General features: G+C 72.5%; 14 protein-coding genes. 11 read left to right on the top strand and 3 right to left on the bottom strand.

The window, feature by feature from the left end; genetic code table 11:
- Positions 1 to 25 precede the first annotated feature (25 nt).
- The 8 genes from ABEA43_RS41205 to ABEA43_RS41240 all read left to right on the top strand — a co-directional run bounded on the left by ABEA43_RS41205 (position 26) and on the right by ABEA43_RS41240 (position 10836).
- Complete coding sequence (locus ABEA43_RS41205) at positions 26 to 931, top strand: EamA family transporter (protein ID WP_345570794.1); 906 nt, start codon at positions 26 to 28, stop codon at positions 929 to 931.
- On the top strand, positions 919 to 1899 hold the full coding sequence (locus ABEA43_RS41210; protein WP_345570796.1) for an aldo/keto reductase: 981 nt from the start codon (positions 919 to 921) through the stop codon (positions 1897 to 1899). The genes ABEA43_RS41205 and ABEA43_RS41210 overlap by 13 nt, the downstream gene beginning before the upstream one ends.
- Positions 1900 to 2017: 118 nt before the next feature.
- Positions 2018 to 2581 (top strand): PadR family transcriptional regulator, encoded by a 564-nt coding sequence (locus ABEA43_RS41215; RefSeq protein ID WP_345570799.1) that lies wholly within the window; start codon positions 2018 to 2020, stop codon positions 2579 to 2581.
- The gene (locus ABEA43_RS41220; protein ID WP_345570800.1) at positions 2578 to 3378 is read left to right on the top strand and encodes a hypothetical protein; all 801 of its coding nucleotides are present in this window, start codon (positions 2578 to 2580) and stop codon (positions 3376 to 3378) included. Before ABEA43_RS41215 ends, ABEA43_RS41220 begins: the two co-directional genes overlap by 4 nt.
- Entirely contained in the window at positions 3375 to 3554 is a 180-nt protein-coding gene (locus tag ABEA43_RS41225) for a hypothetical protein (protein ID WP_345570802.1), read from the top strand. Before ABEA43_RS41220 ends, ABEA43_RS41225 begins: the two co-directional genes overlap by 4 nt.
- A 90-nt stretch (positions 3555 to 3644) precedes the next feature.
- The gene (locus ABEA43_RS41230) at positions 3645 to 3992 is read left to right on the top strand and encodes a hypothetical protein (protein ID WP_345570804.1); all 348 of its coding nucleotides are present in this window, start codon (positions 3645 to 3647) and stop codon (positions 3990 to 3992) included.
- 72 nt (positions 3993 to 4064) lie between these two features.
- On the top strand, positions 4065 to 5783 hold the full coding sequence (locus tag ABEA43_RS41235) for a caspase family protein (protein ID WP_345570806.1): 1719 nt from the start codon (positions 4065 to 4067) through the stop codon (positions 5781 to 5783).
- A 19-nt stretch (positions 5784 to 5802) separates the two neighbouring features.
- Positions 5803 to 10836, top strand: coding sequence for a CHAT domain-containing tetratricopeptide repeat protein (locus ABEA43_RS41240; RefSeq protein WP_345570808.1), 5034 nt, complete (start codon positions 5803 to 5805; stop codon positions 10834 to 10836).
- Between the two features lie 15 nt (positions 10837 to 10851).
- On the opposite strand, the gene ABEA43_RS41245 is transcribed toward ABEA43_RS41240, so the two are convergent.
- A complete protein-coding gene (locus ABEA43_RS41245; RefSeq protein ID WP_345570809.1) occupies positions 10852 to 11349 on the bottom strand; it encodes a hypothetical protein in 498 nt (165 codons plus the stop codon).
- Between the two features lie 285 nt (positions 11350 to 11634).
- On the opposite strand from ABEA43_RS41245, the gene ABEA43_RS41250 reads away from it, so the two are divergent.
- The 3 genes from ABEA43_RS41250 to ABEA43_RS41260 all read left to right on the top strand — a co-directional run bounded on the left by ABEA43_RS41250 (position 11635) and on the right by ABEA43_RS41260 (position 15463).
- Positions 11635 to 13878 (top strand): sulfatase-like hydrolase/transferase, encoded by a 2244-nt coding sequence (locus ABEA43_RS41250; protein WP_345570811.1) that lies wholly within the window; start codon positions 11635 to 11637, stop codon positions 13876 to 13878.
- Positions 13879 to 13930: 52 nt separating this feature from the next.
- The gene (locus ABEA43_RS41255; RefSeq protein ID WP_345570813.1) at positions 13931 to 14140 is read left to right on the top strand and encodes a hypothetical protein; all 210 of its coding nucleotides are present in this window, start codon (positions 13931 to 13933) and stop codon (positions 14138 to 14140) included.
- 111 nt (positions 14141 to 14251) lie between these two features.
- The gene (locus ABEA43_RS41260) at positions 14252 to 15463 is read left to right on the top strand and encodes a pentapeptide repeat-containing protein (protein ID WP_345570815.1); all 1212 of its coding nucleotides are present in this window, start codon (positions 14252 to 14254) and stop codon (positions 15461 to 15463) included.
- Between the two features lie 68 nt (positions 15464 to 15531).
- On the opposite strand, the gene ABEA43_RS41265 is transcribed toward ABEA43_RS41260, so the two are convergent.
- Positions 15532 to 17040 carry a carboxylesterase/lipase family protein gene (locus ABEA43_RS41265; RefSeq protein ID WP_345570817.1) on the bottom strand — a complete coding sequence of 503 codons (1509 nt, stop codon included), beginning with the start codon at positions 17038 to 17040 and terminating at the stop codon, positions 15532 to 15534.
- Positions 17041 to 17075: 35 nt separating this feature from the next.
- Complete coding sequence (locus ABEA43_RS41270) at positions 17076 to 17693, bottom strand: TetR-like C-terminal domain-containing protein (RefSeq protein WP_345570819.1); 618 nt, start codon at positions 17691 to 17693, stop codon at positions 17076 to 17078.
- Positions 17694 to 17717: the final 24 nt, after the last annotated feature.

The following is a 17717-nucleotide window of genomic DNA, read 5'->3' on the forward strand; positions in this document are numbered from 1 at the left end:
TTACGGAGTGGCCGACCATGGCGTCATGCCGCACACCGGCCCTCGTGCCGTCCTTTCCGCGGCGCCTCCATGGACCTACTTCATCGGGAGCGCCGTCTTCCACTACCTCGGCCCGGCCTTCGCCGTGCTTCTGTTCACCGCGCTCGCCCCGCTCGGGGTGGCGGCGCTGCGGATCTGGAGCGCCGCACTCGTCTTCGCGCTCTGGCGCCGTCCCTGGCGGACCCTCGCCCGGATGGACGCCGCGAGCCGTCGTACGATCATCGCCTGGGGCGCGGTGCTCGCGGCCATGAACGTCTGTTTCTACCTGGCGATCGCCCGCGTGCCCTTGGGGACCGTCGCCGCGATCGAGTTCCTGCCGGTCATCGTGCTGGCGGCGCTCGGGGCCCGTACCGTACGTAACCTCGTGGCGCTGGTGGCCGCCGTCGGCGGTGTCTACGTGCTGACCGGCATCCGGCTGGAGGGGGAGCCGCTGGGGCTGGCGTTCGCCTTCGCCAACGCGGTGCTGTTCGCCGCCTACATCGTGCTGGCCCACCGTACGGCCCGGCGGCTGCCCGGCGTCGACGGCATCGACGGGCTGGCCGCCGCCATGCTCGTCGCCTGCGTGCTCGTCGCGCCGGTGGGCGTCTGGCAGGCCGCGCCCGCGGTGTTCGAGCCGATCACGCTGGCCGCCGGGATCGGGGTGGGGATCTGTTCGTCGGTGATCCCGTACGTGTGCGATCAGCTCGCCATGGCACGCATGGCGCGCTCGACGTACGCGCTGCTGGTGGCGCTGCTGCCGGCCACGGCCACGGTGATCGGCATCGCCGTGCTCCGGCAGCTCCCCTCGCTCGCCGAGCTCGCCGGAGTCGCTCTCGTGGTGCTCTCGGTCGCCGTGCACCGCGAGTCCGCTACCAAGGTTCCACAGAAAGGCGCACCTGAATGCAGTACGTGAAGCTGGGCTCGTCGGGGTTGCGGGTCTCCCGGATCTGCCTGGGCATGATGAGTTACGGCAGTCCCCGTTCCCGGGACTGGATCCTGCGCGAGGACGCGGCCGAGCCGATCGTGCGGCGCGCGGTCGAAAGCGGCGTGACGTTCTTCGACACCGCCGACATGTACTCGGAGGGCGCGAGCGAGGAGATCACCGGACGGCTGCTCGCCAAGCTCTTCGCCCGCCGCGACGACTACATCCTCGCCACGAAGGTCTATTTCCCGACAGGTCCGGGCCCGAACGACCGGGGGCTGTCGCGCAAACACATCTTGGCCGCCATCGACGACTCACTGACCAGGCTCGGGACCGACCATGTCGATCTGTACCAGATCCACCGCTGGGACCCCGAGACGCCGATCGAGGAGACCATGGAGGCCCTGCACGACGTGGTGCGGGCCGGCAAGGCCCGCTACATCGGGGCCTCCAGCATGTACGCCTGGCAGTTCGCCAAGGCCCAGCACATCGCACGGACAGCCGGCTGGACCGCGTTCGTGTCGATGCAGAACCACTACAACCTCGTGTACCGGGAGGAGGAGCGGGAGATGCTCCCGCTCTGCGTGGACCAGGGGGTGGGCGTCATCCCGTGGAGCCCGCTCGCGCGCGGGCTGCTCACCGGGAGCCGCCGGCGCGACGGCCGGCGGGACACCGTCCGATCCGGCAGCGACCCGCTGGCCGGCAGCATGTACGAGGACGCGGACTTCGACGTCGTCGACGTGGTGCGCGCGGTCGCCGATGAACGCGGCCTGCCCGCCGCGCAGATCGCGCTCGCGTGGCTCCTGGGAAGGCCCGGGGTGAGCGCGCCGATCGTCGGGGCGAGCAAGGCGGGTCATCTCGACGACGCGATCGCGGCGGTGGACGTGGCCCTGAGCGAAGAGGAGACGGCCCGCCTGGAAACCCCCTACCGGCCGCACCAGATCATCGGGCACTCCTGAGCACCCGCCCGCTCGACCCGCGGATCATCCAGGAAACGCCGCACGGCCGGGCAGGCCGGCGTCCCACCGCAAACGCCTTTGCGGATGTATAGCCGTATACGACTGATAGTATTCGGGTATGCCCTTGACCGCGGTGGACAACCCACTGACCCTGCGGCTGCTCGGCCTCCTGGTGGAGCAGCCGATGCACCCCTACGCGTTGGCGGCCGCGCTCAACGAGCGCTACCCGTACCTGAACGCCAAGAGCGGCTCCGTCTACACGCTCGTACGGTCGCTGGAGGCGGCCGGCTGGGTGGCCCCGACCGGGGTCGAGCAGATGGGCAACCGCCCGGCACGCACCGTCTACGCCCTGACCGAGCAGGGCTGGGACGTCTTCAGGGACCGGGTGCGGCGGCAGATCCGCGAGGCCAAGGTGGCCACCTCGGCGTTCGTGGACGCCCTGGCCTATCTCGGCGCGCTCGACCGGGCCGAGGCCCCGCACGTGCTGCGCGGGCGGCTGGAGTCACTGCGGGAGCGGATCGCGGAGCTGGAGCGGGCGAACGACCCCGGCCTGCCGGAGATCATCATGATCGAGGTCGGGTTCGTCCTGCACCAGCTGCGCTCAGAGGCGGAATGGATCAGCGCGCTGATCGCGCGCATCGACGACGGCGAGCTGGCCTGGCCGGCGAAGGGACAGACATGAGCGGATTGACGTACGGCATCTACGCGGCCGGCCAGGTGGCCGCCACGGCGGGCCCGCCGGACGACCCGGCGGCCATCGACGACCTGGTCGGCGGGCTGAGCGGCGGACGGCCCTTCGTCGTGCGCGAATACGTGCACTTCCTGGGGACGCCCGCGGACCCCGAGAAGGCCCAGGTGCTGGCGCCCGAGCGGCGGATGCGCGAGCTGACCATGCCCGACGAGTGGTATCGCACCGGGAACCGCCGGCTCGACCTGGTCCTGTGCTACCTGCCCGAAGAACGCGACCTCGACGGCTGGCTGGCCTTCATCGAGCAGGCCGTCCACCGGTACGGGGCCCTCGCGCACTTCCTGCAGATCACCCTGGAGCCGAACTTCAAGCTGCCCTGGATCGACGGCAGCTCCCCCGGAGTGCTCGACGCCCTCACCGCCGGGACGCGCCACGCCCGCCGCCTGCTCGACGCGGCCGGGCACCGCGACGTCCTGCTCGGCTTCTCCGTCGCCGAGCCGCCGGAGTTCCTCGGCGGCGACGAGGAGTTCTGGGCGCATCTGGAGGCGCTCGCACCCGCGGACTTCGCGGCCCACATCGACTACGTGGGCCTGGGGCTCTACCCGGACGCCTTCTCTCCCGTGCCGGAGCCCGCATTGGCCGGGCTCACCGAGCACGCGCTGCGCCAGCTGCGCGAGGAGAGCATGCCCCGCGCCCACCTCGGCCCGGACGTGCCCATCCACGTCGCCGAGAACGGCACCCCCACCGGACCCGACCACCCGCCGACCAGGCCGCCCGGCTCGACATCATGATCCGTACGGTGGCCGCCGCCGCCACCCGCCACAACGTCACGCACCACGAGCTGTTCGGCCTGCGTGACGCCGACTCCGCCCGCGCCGAGCCGGCCGCCCAGCTCGGGCTGACCACCAGCGACTACCGGCCCAAGCCTGCCTACGACGTCTACCGCAAACTGATCACCGAAAGCTGAGCCGGGCAGTGAGTGGCGGCGCAGGCGGCGCCGCGTGTCGGAGTGCAGCACTTGTGCGCGCCGTGGCAGCTCAAGCTGAGAAGCGGCCGGGTGATCCGCCTGACCGACGCCCGGATGTTCGAGTATCCGAAGGAGAAGCGCAGCGGCCGTGCCGCGTTCGCCCTCTCACCGCATGGCAGTCAGGCAGCCTATTTCCGCGTGCGTACGGGGGCAGGAGGGGGCGCCTCCCCCGCGCTCCATGCGAACGCCAACGGGCTGCTCTGGGACCGGGCGAACCACCTCGACCTTCTGACCAGGGCCGCCACCAAGGACGGCGAGGTCTGGCGCTGGCGCCGGGCGAGCGAGGGCATGCGGCTGCTCGACACCTTCGTGTTCCTGAAGAGCGAGCTGAGCACCGATGACGAGATCGACGTCATCAGCGGAGTGCTCGACTACTGACGAGAGCCGCATGCGGTCTGGACAGCCGCCTCGGCGCACGCCGAGAATGATGCTTCACGGGGAGGGAGGGGCGTGCTGCAGGCAGCCGTTCTCATCGGGGTGAGCAGGACGGGAGACCTTCCCCCGCTCGCGGCCACCACCGCGGGTGTGGCGGCCATGCGGAGCTGGGCTCTCGGCCAGGGAATGCGCCCGGATCTGGTGACGGTCCTGACCGACGAGACCGGGCCCGTCGAGGTGTACGACATCAAGCGCGCCGTCAAGGAGATCGTCGATCGTGCCGGGGTCGAACAGCTGGTGATCTACTTCGCCGGGCACGGCGTGAACATCAAGTACGGCGAATACTGGCTGCTGTCGCACGCCCCGGAGGACTCCCAGGCCGCGGTGAACGTCGAGAGCAGCATCGTGCTGGCCCGGCGATGCGGCATCCCGCACGTCGTCCTGATCTCCGACGCCTGCCGCACCGCCGCGGAAGGCATCGAGGCCCAGCAGGTCAGCGGCAGCGAGATCTTTCCCAACACCGGCCCCGACGGTCCCGAGCGGGACGTGGACGTGTTCTTCGCCAGCACCCTCGGCAAGCCCGCGTACGAGGTCAAGGATCCCGCCACGACCGCGGGCCGCTTCCGCGCGCTCTACACCGACGCCCTGACCGACGCGCTGACCGGGCAGGACACGAGCGTCCTCGACCGGCATCAGGAAGGCCGGGAGCTGTTCGGGCTGATCCGGCCGCGCCCCCTCAAGAAGCACCTCCAGGCGGACATGGCCAGGCGGCTGCGCGCCCTGCGCCTCCCTCCTGGGACGAACCAGATCCCGGACGCGCGGATCACCTCCGGGGACGACGTGTGGCTGTCCAAGATCCCGATGCCCTACGGCTGGCCGAGAGAAGGGACGCGAGGTCCGCTTCCCGCCGATGTCGTCGACGACTCCCGGCCCGCGCTCTCGCAGGCGCTCTTACGGCGGGCGCTGGACCTCGGGCCCGGTGCCCTGGACGCCGTGCGCCGGGGCCCGGCCTGGCCGCCGCTGCGGGACGCGGTGGATCGCAGGCTCCCCTCGTCCGGCCCCCGCCACTTCGAGACCCGCTGCGGGTTCAAGGTCCGCGGGACGACGATCGACGAGGTCTACGCCGCGCACGCCGAGGCCGAGGTGCTGGGCCCCGGCTACGACCTGGTCAGGGTCACTCCGGATCCGGGGCGCCAGGGTCAGGTGCTGCTGAGGTTCGCCGACGGCAACGGCGCCGTCCTCCCGGTGATCCCCGACTTCATCGCCGAGCTGACCTACCGGGACGGCGAGCTCGCCGACGTCGTGTACGAGCCCTCGAACGGATCCCAGCGCCGGCGCGACTTTCAGCAGCGGGCAGCGGAGCTGCGCGCCCTGCGCGCGTTGATCGCATCGGCCGCCGAGTTCGGGGTCTTCCGGCTGGAATCCGACGACGCTCCGCTGCTCGCCAGGAAGATGCAGAGCTTCAAGAGCCTCGACCCGGCACTCGCGCTCTTCGCCGCGTACGCCTACCACGACCTGCGTGATCGCGACCGGATCCGCGCGATGGGAAACTGGCTGGCCGGCGATCTCGAAGGGGTCCGGCTCTTCGACATCACGATGCTCAGCGGCTTCCCCGTGGCGCGGGCTGTGCCGTTCGTGCCGATGCTGTCGCAGGGGTGGCCCCTGATGCGGGCGTTCGGGGCGTCGCCGCGTCTCGCAGACCTCGAACGGCACACACTCTCCTCGCTGTGGACGCTCTTCGACCCCGTAGGGGTGTCGAAGGCGGGCGAGGCGATACGGAGGGGGGAGATCTGACCCCCAGGCGAGGAGAGCCATGGTCGCATCGCCGGTCCGGCAGGTGGCGGCGCTCAACCAGCAGGTCGCCGGCCTGTACGCGCAGGGACTCCATCAGGAGGCCCTGGCCCGCGCCCTGGACGCACTCGACATCGCCCGCGGGCTGCCGCCGCAGGACGCGGCCCAGCTCGCCGCGACGCTGAACAACCTGGCCGAGCTGCGTCGGGTCCTCGGCGACGCGGACGCGGCGGAGGCGTTGTCCCGTGAGGCGCTCGACCTGACCCGCCGCACCGCGGGCGAGGACAGCCCGGAGTACGCCACCTGCCTCGGCAACCTGGCACTGATCCACACCACGACAGGAAGGTACGCCGACGCGCTTCCGCTCGCCGAGCACGCCCACGCGATCCGGGCCACCGTGCTCGAAGACGGTCATCCGGAGCTGGAACAGGGACTCCGCCTGCTGTCGGTGCTCTCCCAGGAGCTCGGGGACGGCCACGACGCCGCCACGTACCTGACGGGCGCGGCCGTGCACGCGCGCCACCGGCTCGGCGGCACCCACCCCGAGGTGCTGACGGCCTTCAACGAGGCCGGCGCGCTGTTCTTCGACAGCGGGGACCACCCTGCGGCCGAGGCGCTCTTCCGCGAGGCCGCCGACGGCGTCGAGGCCGCGTTCGGCCCTGGTCAGGAGCTCGCGCTCGCCTGGGAGAACCTCGCCACGGCCATCTCGGCGCAACGACGCCACGTGGAAGCGGCGGAGGGGTACCGGCGCGCCCTCGACCTGCGCCGCGCCGGCCTCGGCGACGAGGATCCGGACACGATCCGCACCCTGGATCTGCTCAGCCAGGTGGCGGGGACGCTGGCGACCGAGCCGGACGACCCCGCGGGAACGGCCGAGCCGCTGCTGCATGAGGTCGCCGAGCTGCACGCCGCCGTCTCGGGCGCCGATTCCGCCGAGTACGCCAGGAGCCTCAACAGCCTCGGCGCCTTCTATTTCACGACGGGACGGCTGGTCGAGGCCGACGACCACTACGAGCGCGCGCTGGCCATCGTCCGCCGGGCCCGCGGCCCCGAGCACCGCGACGTCGGCTGGGCGCTGCACAATCTCGCCGCGCTCAAGCAGACGCTGCAGGAATACGGCGCCGCCGAATCCCTGTTCGGGCAGGCGCTCGCCATCATCCGCAGGACGTCGGACGGCGATGACCCCGGGGTCGCGACCGCCCTGCTCAACCTGGCCGAGCTGTACGGGGCCACGGACCGGGGACCCGCGGCCGAATCCCTCTTCCGCGAGGCCCTGGACATCCGCCGCCGGCTGTTCGGCGCGGACTCACCGGCCGTGGCCGGTCTCCAGGCCAGGCTCGCCTCGCTCTTGCACGCAGGCGGCGACGACCGCGAGGCCGTTTCGCTGCTCCGGGAGGCGTTCGAGACGGAGTCGGCGGCGCTCGGAGCCGATCACGCCCAGGTCGCCGAGCGCCGCCTCCAGCTCGCCCGGCTGCTGCGGTCCGCAGGTGACCGTGAGGGGGCCGAGGCGCTCCTGATGGAGGAGATCGAGCGCGCGGGGTCCGATCCCCACCGGCTGCTCGCGGCCGCCAAGGCCCTCACGGCGCACCACGCCGGCGGGGGCGTCCTGATCGTCCTGTGGCGGCGCGTCGTGGACGGCCTGCGGACGGCTGCCGACGCCGATCCGCTGGTCCTCGCGGACGCCCTCACCCGGCTGGCCGGCGTGTCCGACCCGGCCGCCGGCCGGGACGAGGTGCTGGCGCTGCGTGAAGAGGCGCTGGAGCTGTCACTCGCGTACGGCGGCTCCGAACCGATGACCGCGTTCTCGGCCATGACCGCCCTGGCGGACTTCCACCGGGCGGACGGGAACGCGGCGGAGGCCCTGCCGCTCTATCGTCAGGCCGTCCAGCTCTGCCAAGGGCTGGGCCGCCCCGCCGACGCCGTCCCCACCGCACAGGCGGTGGTGGACATCGTCCGGGCGAGCCCGGACGCTGCGCGGCGCGAGCTGTCCGCCGCGCTGAACAACCTGGGCGAGACGCATCGGCAGGCAGAGAATCCGGCGGCCGCGGTGCCGTTGCTGGAGGAGGCGCTGACGCTCCTCGACGGAGCGGAGGACGACGACGCCGCGCTCGTGCTGAACAACCTCGGCCTGACCCTGTCCGGGCTGGGCAGGTTCGCGCAGGCACGGCCGTTCCTGGAGCGGGCGCTGGCGATCTTCCGCGCCGCGCCGGAGCCCGGCCCCGGGCTGGCGTTCGTGCTCAACAACCTGTCGGACTCCTACGCGCGCGCCGGCGACCACCGCAGCGCCGAGCCGCTGCTGCGCGAGTCCGTGGCGGTCCGGCACGAGGTGTTCGGGGAGGAGTCCGCGGAGCACGCGACGGCCCTGAGCAATCTGGGCCGGCTCCTGCTCGACCGGGGCGACCTGGCCGCCGCCAAGCCGGTGCTCGAAGCGGCGCTGGCCACGGGGCTGAAGACGTTCGGCGGGGACCATCCGAACGTGGCCAACACGCTGGGCATTCTCGCCCACCTGCACCGGAGGCTGGGCAACTTCACCGGTGCGGAGTCGATGCTGCGGTTGACGCTCATCAATCAGCGCGCGGCGCTGCCGCCAGGAGACCCGGCGATCGCCTACACCATGGGAATGCTCGCCGACGTGCTGGGACACCTCGGTCACTTCGGCGAGGCCGAGCAGCTGCACAGCCAGGCCGGCTCCATGCTGGCCGCCCGGTTCGGGGACGAGCATCCCGAGGTGGCGACCAGCCTCAACAATTTCGGGCAGCTGCTGACCATGATCGGCAAGCATGCGGCGGCGGAGCGCCGTCTCCGGCGGGCGCTGGAGGTCCAGCGCGGGATCGGCGACGAGGTGAGCACGGCCATCGTGCTCAACAACCTGGCGATCCTCATGTGGGACACCGGCGACCCGGTGGAAGCCGTGACGCTGTGGCGGGAGGCCCTGCGGCTCCGCCAGGACAACCTGGCGCCCGACAGCCCCGACGTCGCCCAGTCGCTGAACAACCTCGCCGTCGCCCTGACGGTCCTCGACCCCGCCGAGGCGGAGGACCTGCTCGTCCAGGCATTGGACATCCGCCGGCTGGTGCTCGGCGACGAGCACCCGGAAGTGGCGGAGACGCTCAACAACCTCGCGCTGGCACACATGCGGCTCGGCCACCCCGACGAGGCGGAGTCGATCTTGGAAGAGTCCCTGCGGGTGCACCGGCTGACCCGCGCCGCCGACCACCCGATGCTGGTGCAGACGCTCAGCAACCTCTGCCTGCTGTCGGCGCGGCTCGGCCGGGCGGATCGAGCGCTGGAGCTGGTCCAGGAGGTCGCCGAGCGGCAGGACCAGCTCGTCGAGAAGGTCTTCATGCTCGCCTCGGAGCGCCAGCGGATGGCGTACATCGCCCCCGTTCAGGCCGATCTGGCCCTGGCCCTGTCCGTCGTGCTGTCGCTGGCTTCAGAGCATCCCGCAGCGCCTGCCGCAGCGCCTCCCGCAGCGCCTCCCACCGGGCGTCCCGCCGCCGTCCTGATGGCGTTCGACCTCGTGCTGCGGCGTAAGGCGATCGTGGCCGAGGGGGCGGCCGCGCAGCGGGACGCGTCGCTCGGGCATCGCCATCCGCGGCTCGCGCCGCAGTTCCGCGAGCTGGCGGCGCTCCGTGCCCAGAGCGCCGGGCGGATGCTGGCAGGTCCGCCGTACAGCGAGGAGGAGCGGCGCCTGCTGTCGGAATGGGACATCCGCCGCCAGGACCTGGAGGCCGAGCTGGCCCGCCAGGTTCCCGGCACCGGGCTGAACGAGCGGTTGCGCTCGGCCGGCCGGGCGACGATCGCCGCGGCGCTGCCGGCGGGCTCCGCGCTGGTGGAGTTCGTCCGCGTGACACCTTTCGACGTCGCGCCGGGCTCGCCCCGGTCCGGCCACCCGCTGTCGGATCTGCGGCCGGCGCGCTACCTCGCGTTCGTGCTCCTCGATGGGGCACCCGACGAGGTCGCCCTGCTGGACCTCGGCCCGGCCGAGCCGATCGACGACTTGATCGCCTTCTACCGCTCCGTCATCACGCATGAGCCGGAGATCCGGCCGGACGCCCTGCCGCCCGGTATCGGCGCCGCCGACGCGGGGTACGGGCTGCGCCGCCGCGTCTTCGATCCCGTCCGCGAGGCGGCCGGGGACCGGCGGCGGCTGTTCCTGGCCCCCGACGGCGATCTCACCAGGCTGCCCTTCGAGATCCTGCCTCTCGGGGCCGAGCGGTGGGTGATCGACGACTTCGTCCTGACGTACCTCAGCGTCGGCAGGGACCTCGCCCGCTTCGCCGGTCCCGGCTCCCCCTCCCCCGCTTCTGAGCCGCTGGTCATCGCCGACCCCGACTTCGACCTGGGGAGCGACGGCGAGAAGCCTGGGCTCCGGTTCACCCCGCTGGCCGGCACCCGCGCCGAGGGCGAGCACGTCGCGAGTGTTCTGGGGGTCCGCCCGCTGCTCCAGGCGCAGGCGCTGAAGGCCACGCTCAAAGAGGTCCGGGCGCCAGCCGTTCTGCACATCGCCACGCATGGCTTCTTCCTCCCCGACCCCGGGCCCGTGCCGGCGACCTCCGGCGGGCCGGCCGGGGACGCGGTGCCCGTCAACCCGCTGCTGCGCTCCGGCCTGGCCCTGGCCGGAGCCAACGCGGCCGCGCTCCCCCAGCCGGCAGCCCAGCCGGCAGCCCAGCCGGCAGCCCAGCCGGCAGCCCAGCCCGCAGACGGCCTGCTGACGGCGGACGACGTCGCCACGATGGACCTGGTCGGCACCCGGCTCGTCGTCCTGTCCGCCTGCGAGACCGGCCTGGGCTACGTGCACGTCGGAGAGGGTGTCTTCGGCCTGCGCCGGGCGTTCATGCTGGCGGGGGCCGAGACCCTGGTCATGAGCCTGTGGAAGGTGCCCGACCGGGAGACCAGGCAGGTGATGGAGCACTTCTACAACCAGGTGATCCGGGCCGGCCACGGTCGCGCAGAGGCGCTGCGGGCCGCCCAGCTCGCAGTCAGGCGGCACGACTCCGACCCGTTCGCCTGGGGGGCCTTCATCTGCCAGGGCGACCCGGGACCGCTCCCGTGACGCGCGTCGCGCTCGTCACGCCGCAGGCCCGCTCCACAGGCGGCGCAGGTTGTCGATGGCGTAGATGTCCGGCAGGTCCTTGGGCCGGCGAGCACGCGACTTCCACGCGAGGACGTCGCCCAGCCGCATGAACGGGATGCCGTCGATCAGGTCGGCGGTCTCGATCAGGTAGTGCGTCGACCATCCGGGGGTCCAGCGGTCCACGAACTCGATGGCGAACGCCGGATGGTTGATCACTTGCCCGTAGCCGGACGGGGCGGTGCTCGGCGTGACCCCGAGGGTGAGGGCGATGCCCCAGGCCGGGCCGCGGACCAGCACGTCCAGGTCGCCCATGCAGGACCGCAGGTTGCGTACGTAGAGGACGGCGGAGCCGCACACGACGTAGTCGCCGTACGGCATGTTCAGCCGCGCCAGCTCGGTGAACAGGCCGGCCGGGTCGGTCACGAGCGTGCGCGGCCGGGTCACGGCGACGGGATGCCGCGGCGGCGCGTCGAGGGGGAGCCGGTACATCATGTGCCCGCCTCTCCGGGCCGGTCAATCGCGATGAGGAGTGATACGGCCGCCCAGAGAGGTTGTGCTGGAGCGGGCATAGGGCCCTTTCTGCTGGCGGGAACGCGGGCTTTCGCCCCGATCTTCGGGGCGCACGATCCCTGTCACCTCATACCATCGCCCCTCACCGTTGATCGCTCTGCGCACATCTACCCGCTGGCCTGGTGCTCCTGCGCACAGCGCGGCACGATCAATGCCATCGGGGCACCACAGCCGTAGTCCGTTCCGTCCTAGCGAGGAGCGCCGCACATGACCTCCGAACCGATCTTCCGCAGGGCCGGCCGGCCGCCGGACGGCGCCCCGAACGTCGTCGCCATCGTCCTGGACGACACCGGCTTCGCCCAGCTCGGCTGCTTCGGCTCCGACATCGCCACCCCCGCCATGGACCGGCTGGCCGCCGGCGGGCTGCGCTACAACCGCTTCCACGTGACGGCGATGTGCTCGCCGACGCGGGCCTCGTTCCTCACCGGACGCAACCACCACGCCGTCGGCATGGGCTTCCTCGCCGACCTCCCGCTGGACCACCACGGATACACCGCCCGCATCCCGCGCTCGGCCGCGCCCCTGCCGCGGATCCTGCGCGACCACGGCTACTCCACCCTGGCCGTGGGCAAATGGCACCTCACCCCGCGTTACGAGCGCTCGGCGGCGGGCCCGTTCAGCCACTGGCCCCTGGGCGCCGGCTTCGAGCGCTACTACGGCTTCCTGCAGGGCGACGCCAACCACTACGCCCCCAACCTCGTGGAGGACAACCACTACGTGGATCCGCCCGCCACCCCCGAGGAGGGCTACCACCTCACCGAGGACCTGACCGGCCGCGCCATCCGCTTCCTGGACGACCAGCGCCACGCCGCCCCCGGCAAACCGTTCTTCCTGTACGTCGGCCTCGGCGCCACGCACTCGCCGCACCACGTGACGCCCGAATGGTCCGAGCCCTACCGCGGCCGGTTCGACCGGGGCTGGGACGCGTGGCGGGAGGAGATCTTCCAGCGCCAGCTCGCCACGGGCGTCGTCCCGCCCGGCACCGTCCTCACGCCGCGTCCTGACTGGGTGCGCGCCTGGGCCGACCTCGGCCCCGACGAGCGCCGCATGTACGCCCGCCAGCAGGAGGTCTTCGCCGGTTTCCGCACCCACGCCGACGCCCAGATCGGCCGCCTGCTCGACCAGCTGGAGGAGACGGGACAGCTCGGCAACACGATCGTCGTGCTGTTCTCCGACAACGGGGCCAGCGCAGAGGGAGGCGTGGACGGCAGCTTCAACGAGCACCGCTTCACCTCCGGCATCGCCGAGTCCCTGCGGGACAACCTCGCCCACTACGACGACTGGGGCGGCCCGAGCACCTACAACCACTACGCGTGGGGCTGGGCGTGGGCCGGCAACACCCCGTTCCGGCTGTGGAAGCGCTACACCTGGCTCGGCGGCACCCGTACGCCGCTCATCGTCCACTGGCCGGACGGGATCCGCGACGGCGGCGCGATCCGCGGCCCGGTCGTGCACGTCAACGACCTGTTCCCGACGCTGCTGGACGCGATCGGCATCGAGGCGCCGGACGTCGTGGACGGGATCGAGCAGCAGCGGATCGACGGCGCCAGCTTCCGTGCCGGCTTCGACGACGCCGGGGCGCCCGCGCCGCGCGACACCCAGTACTTCGAGCTGCTGGGCTCCCGCTCCCTCATCCACGGACGCTGGAAGGCGACCACCGATCACGTCTCGACGGGTGTGCTCGACGAGGAGCGGCTGCTCACCGGAAGCCGGAGCTTCGCGGCGGACCACTGGGCGCTGTACGACCTGTCCGCGGACTTCTCCGAGGCCACCGACGTGTCCGCCGAGCATCCCGGCGTCGTCGGGGAGCTCCGGCGGCGGTGGGACCTGGAGGCCGGGCGCAACCACGTCCTGCCGCTCTACGACGACCTCGTGAACCGCTTCGGCGCCCTCATCGGCCCGGCCTGGCCGGTGGGCGGGGACCGTACGTTCCGGCCGGGGGCCTCGCCCGTCTGCGACGAGTCCCTCCCCATGCTCTTCGGCGGCTTCCGCTTCACCGCCGAGGTGGAGGCCGCCGGCGCTTCGGACGGCGTCCTGTTCGCCCTCGGGGACCGGCACGGCGGCTTCGCGCTCTACGTCGCCGCAGGCCGCCTGGCCTTCACCTTCTCCCGGGCCGGCGAGCTCATCGAGGTCACCGGCGACCGCCCCGTGCCGCCCGGCCGCCAGTCCCTGGGCGTCGCCCACACCACGGGCCAGGACGGCCCCGCCTTCCACCTCCTCCACGGCGACGCGGTGGTGGGCTCCGTGACCTTCGACGGTCTCCTCCCCGTCGCCCTCCAGCACGGCGGGACCGGCTTGCGCCTGGGTCACGACGCCGGCCTGCCCGTGTCCGACCGCTACCGCGTCCCTTCCTCCTGGAACGGCCGTCTTCACTCCGTACGCCTCCAGACCCCCGGTCCCGCCCGGCCCGACCTGCTCGCCGATCTCCGGACGGCCCTCCACGCCGACTAACTGTATGGCTTGCCATGTAGTATCCATGGCAAGCCATATAACGGAGGGCACCATGAAGGGCAAGCAGATCCGCACCGTCCAGCGCACCCTGCATCTGATCGGCGGGCTGGCGATCGCCGCCTACGTCTACCTGGCGCCGCCGCCGGGCTCGCCCGCGCACGCGGCGATCCAGTGGTTCATCGTGCCGGTGCTCGTGGCGTCCGGCGTGGTCATGTGGCAGTGGCCGCGCCTCCGCCGCCTCACCCGCCCACGGCGGCGATGAAGGGCGCGCTTTACCCCCTGGACCGCTGCTTCAGCGTCCGATGGATCACCTAAGTGATAGTTCGGGGGAAAGGCCTACCATTGGCACCCGCCTTCAGGTCGAATGGTTACTGTGACAACCCGGCAAGCACGTCTGCGGCGGATCCTGATCTGGTCGATCGGCGCGGTCGTCCTCACCGTCATCGCCACCGTGACCTTCTCCCTGCTCGCCGGTCCCGCCTGGTGGCGGCCGGTCCTGGAGTGGCTTCCCGCATACCTGGTGCCGCCGTACTCTACGGCCGACCTCCCTCCCCTGGCGCTCACCGCCCTCGCGGCCGCCGCCCTAGTGGTCGCAGCCGGTCGCCGGGTCGCGAGCAGACTGCGTACCCGCCCCGGCCCGGACGAGATCGAGGCAGGCCCGCCCGAGGAATCCGCCGGCTCCGGGCGGAGGATGCTTCTTCAGCGGATGGGCACCTGGGGCCTCGTCCTCGGGCTGGTGCTGGCCGCGGGCGGGCTCGCCTACATCACCGGGTCCATGGAGGCCCCGCGGGAGGAGCCGGTCGTCACCACGTACACCCAGGCCGTGGAGCGGCTCGGTTCGGCGAAGATCGAGGTCCGCATGGACGCGATCCACACGCTGCGCCGCCTGGCGCAGGATTCCCAGCGCGATCGGGTGACGACCGTCGACGTCATGGCCACGTACGTGCGCGAGCACGAATCGATGTCGAAGGCCCGGTCGCTCGGACAGCCGGCCACCGACGTGCAGATGGCCCTGACCGTGCTCGGCAGCGTCTACGACGCGGCGAACACCGAGCTCGGGCACGACTGGGTCTGCGTCTGCGACCTGGCGCGCATCCGTGTGCCGGGCGCGGACCTGAGCGGCCTGAACCTCGGCACCGCCGTCTTGACCCGGGCAGACCTGCGTGGAGCCCGCCTGAGCGGGGCCAACCTGGATCATGCGGACCTGTCCGGCGCCGACCTGCACGGGGCGTACCTGAACAGCACGGACTTGTCGTACGCGGTCCTGTTCACGGCGGACCTCGGCGGGGCGCACCTGAACGGCGCGGACCTGAGCGGGGCGGACCTGTTCGAGGCGAACCTCAGGAAGGCGGACCTGAGCTCGGCGGACCTCAGCGGGGTGGACCTGTTCAACGCGGACCTGCGCGGGGCGGACCTGCGGGGCGCGGACCTGCGCGGGGCGAACCTGAGCGGGGCGGACCTGCGCGGCGCGGATCTGCGCAAGGCGATCCTGCGCGGCGCGGACCTGAAAGGGGCGAACCTCACCGGCGCCGACCTGACGGGCGCGGACCTGAAGGGCGCCAAGACCGGCGGCGAGACCCGCTGACGCATCGCGGGCAGGCGAGTGGACGCCGTCCGCGCCGCGCTCGGCGAGCGGCAGACCGCCGGCCGGCGTCAGGAGGTCAGCAGGGGAAGGGCCGGGAAGCGGTGGTCCTGCCAGAGGCGGCGGGAGGTCTCCTCCGGGTAGGCGGTGACCGCCGGTTCCGCGTCGAGGATCTGGACCAGCCGCCGCCGGGTGTCATACGCGGGCCAGCCCGGGTCGCCGGTGGCGGCGAAGGCGGTCCAGGCCGCGCGGAAGCGGGCCGACAGCGCCTCGGCCTCGGCGGACGGCTCGGGACCGAGCAGCATGGGGCCGAGGTGGGCGTCGAAGGTGCCGAACAGCAGCGGCCCGTCCAGCCCGTGGCACGCGCCCATGGCTCCGCCGCTGCCCGGGCTGGGCCAGGTGAGCTCGTAGACGTGCGCTTTGCCGCCGCCGGCGACCTGCGCCTCGGCCAGGTGCAGCGTGGGCATGCGGAACAGCCAGTCGGACTGGACGAGCTCGTACAGGTCTCCGGCCGTGGCGCCGGGGAATGCGGCGCGGTAGGCCCGTTCGCCGTCCTGGCCCGGCCCGAACACGCGCAGCGCCTGCGCCGCCTGCTCGTCGCCGACCTTCCCGAGCAGCCCGCCGAAGGCGACGAACAGCCGGAACTCGTCCCGGTTGTGCCCGGCGATCAGCTCCACGTCCCGTCCGGCGCCGTCCGACAGCGCCTGCCATGGCGTGGCCGGCAGCACGTCGCCGTCGACCACGGGCGAGAAGGGCGTCGGGGTGTGCGCGACCTGCCCCCAGCGGTCCGCGTACTTGCGCATGCCGGCGCCCACGGCGGCCCCGGCCTCGGGCAGCCGCCGGGGGTCCACGCCGGAGAGGTCGGCCACGGTGGGGCGCAGACCCAGCTCGGCGGCGATGGCGGCGGTGATGTCGCCGGCCAGCTCGGCGGAGAAGAACGTGCCCGGCACGCTCTGGAGGATGGCCCGCCGGAACAGCCCCGCCGCGCTCGGCATGGCCAGCAGCGCGGCGATGGAGCCCGCGCCGGCCGACTCGCCGAAGACGGTGACCTGGCCGGGGTCGCCGCCGAAGGCCGCGATGTTCTCCTGCACCCACCGCAGGGCCGCGACCTGGTCGAGCAGGCCCCGGTTGGCCGGCGCGCCCTCGATCTGGGCGAATCCCTCGATGCCGACGCGGTAGTTGAACGTGACCACCACGAGGTCGCCGTCGCGGGCGATCCGGCGGGCGTCGTAGCCGGGGCTGCTGGAGGAGCCGAGCTTGTACGCGCCGCCGTAGATCCACACCATCACGGGACGGCGGGCGGCCGGGTCCGGATCGGGCGTCCAGACGTTGGCCGTCAGCCAGTCGTCGCCCTGCGCACCGTTCTGGCCGGCCATTCCCGCCTCCTGCGGGGGCGGCGGGCCGAAGGCGAACGCGTCCCGCGTCCCCTCCCATCCGCGCGCCGGCCGCGGCGCCGCGAAGCGCGCGCCGCCCACCGGCGGCTCGGCGAACGGGACGCCGCGGAAGACGGCCAGGCCGTCCTCCTGGCGGCCGCGTACCGCTCCGGCGGTGGTGCGGACCTGGGGCTCGCCTGCGCTCATCGACAGCTCCTGACTTTTCGGCTTTTCGTACGGATTCACCGGTCGTGCTCCCCGGCCCTGGCGATCGAGTCGGGCTCGCGCATCGCGGCGGTCACGATGGACATCGTCCGCATCAGCCGGTCGGTGAACTCCTCCGGGTCCAGCGGGTCGTCGCCGTCCACCAGCCATGTGTTGACGAGCGTGGCCGCGCCCCCGGTCACGAACGCGGCCAGGTCCTCGACCGTGTGCGCGTCGAGCCGCTCACCGGCCAGCCGCTCGACGGCCTGCCGGTTGATCGGAAGGAGCAGCTCGCCCAGGGCCCTGTTCAGCCCGAAGGCGCACGAGCCGGTCAGCAGCGCCCGGTAGAACACCCGATGGCCGGCGAAGTGCCGCGCCACGGCCAGCGCCCGGTCGCGCCCGGTCACCGCGGCCGAGGTCTCCGCGGCGCGGGGCAGCAGCTCGCGCTGCGCCAGATCGACCGCGGCCGCCAGCAGGAGCGTGTCGCGGTCGCCGAACTGCTGGTACATCGCCTGCCGGCTGATGTCAGCCGCCGCCGCGATGTCGGAGATCGCCACGGCGGCCGTGCCTCGTTCCGTCACCAGGGTGATCGCGGCCCGCATGAGCGCGGCCCGCGTACGGCGGACCCGGCGGTCCTGAGCGGGCTCGGAGGTCACCCTTCAGATAATGGACAAGTGTCA

The organism is Nonomuraea rosea (assembly GCF_039539705.1).
GTDB classification, from domain to species: domain Bacteria; phylum Actinomycetota; class Actinomycetes; order Streptosporangiales; family Streptosporangiaceae; genus Nonomuraea; species Nonomuraea rosea.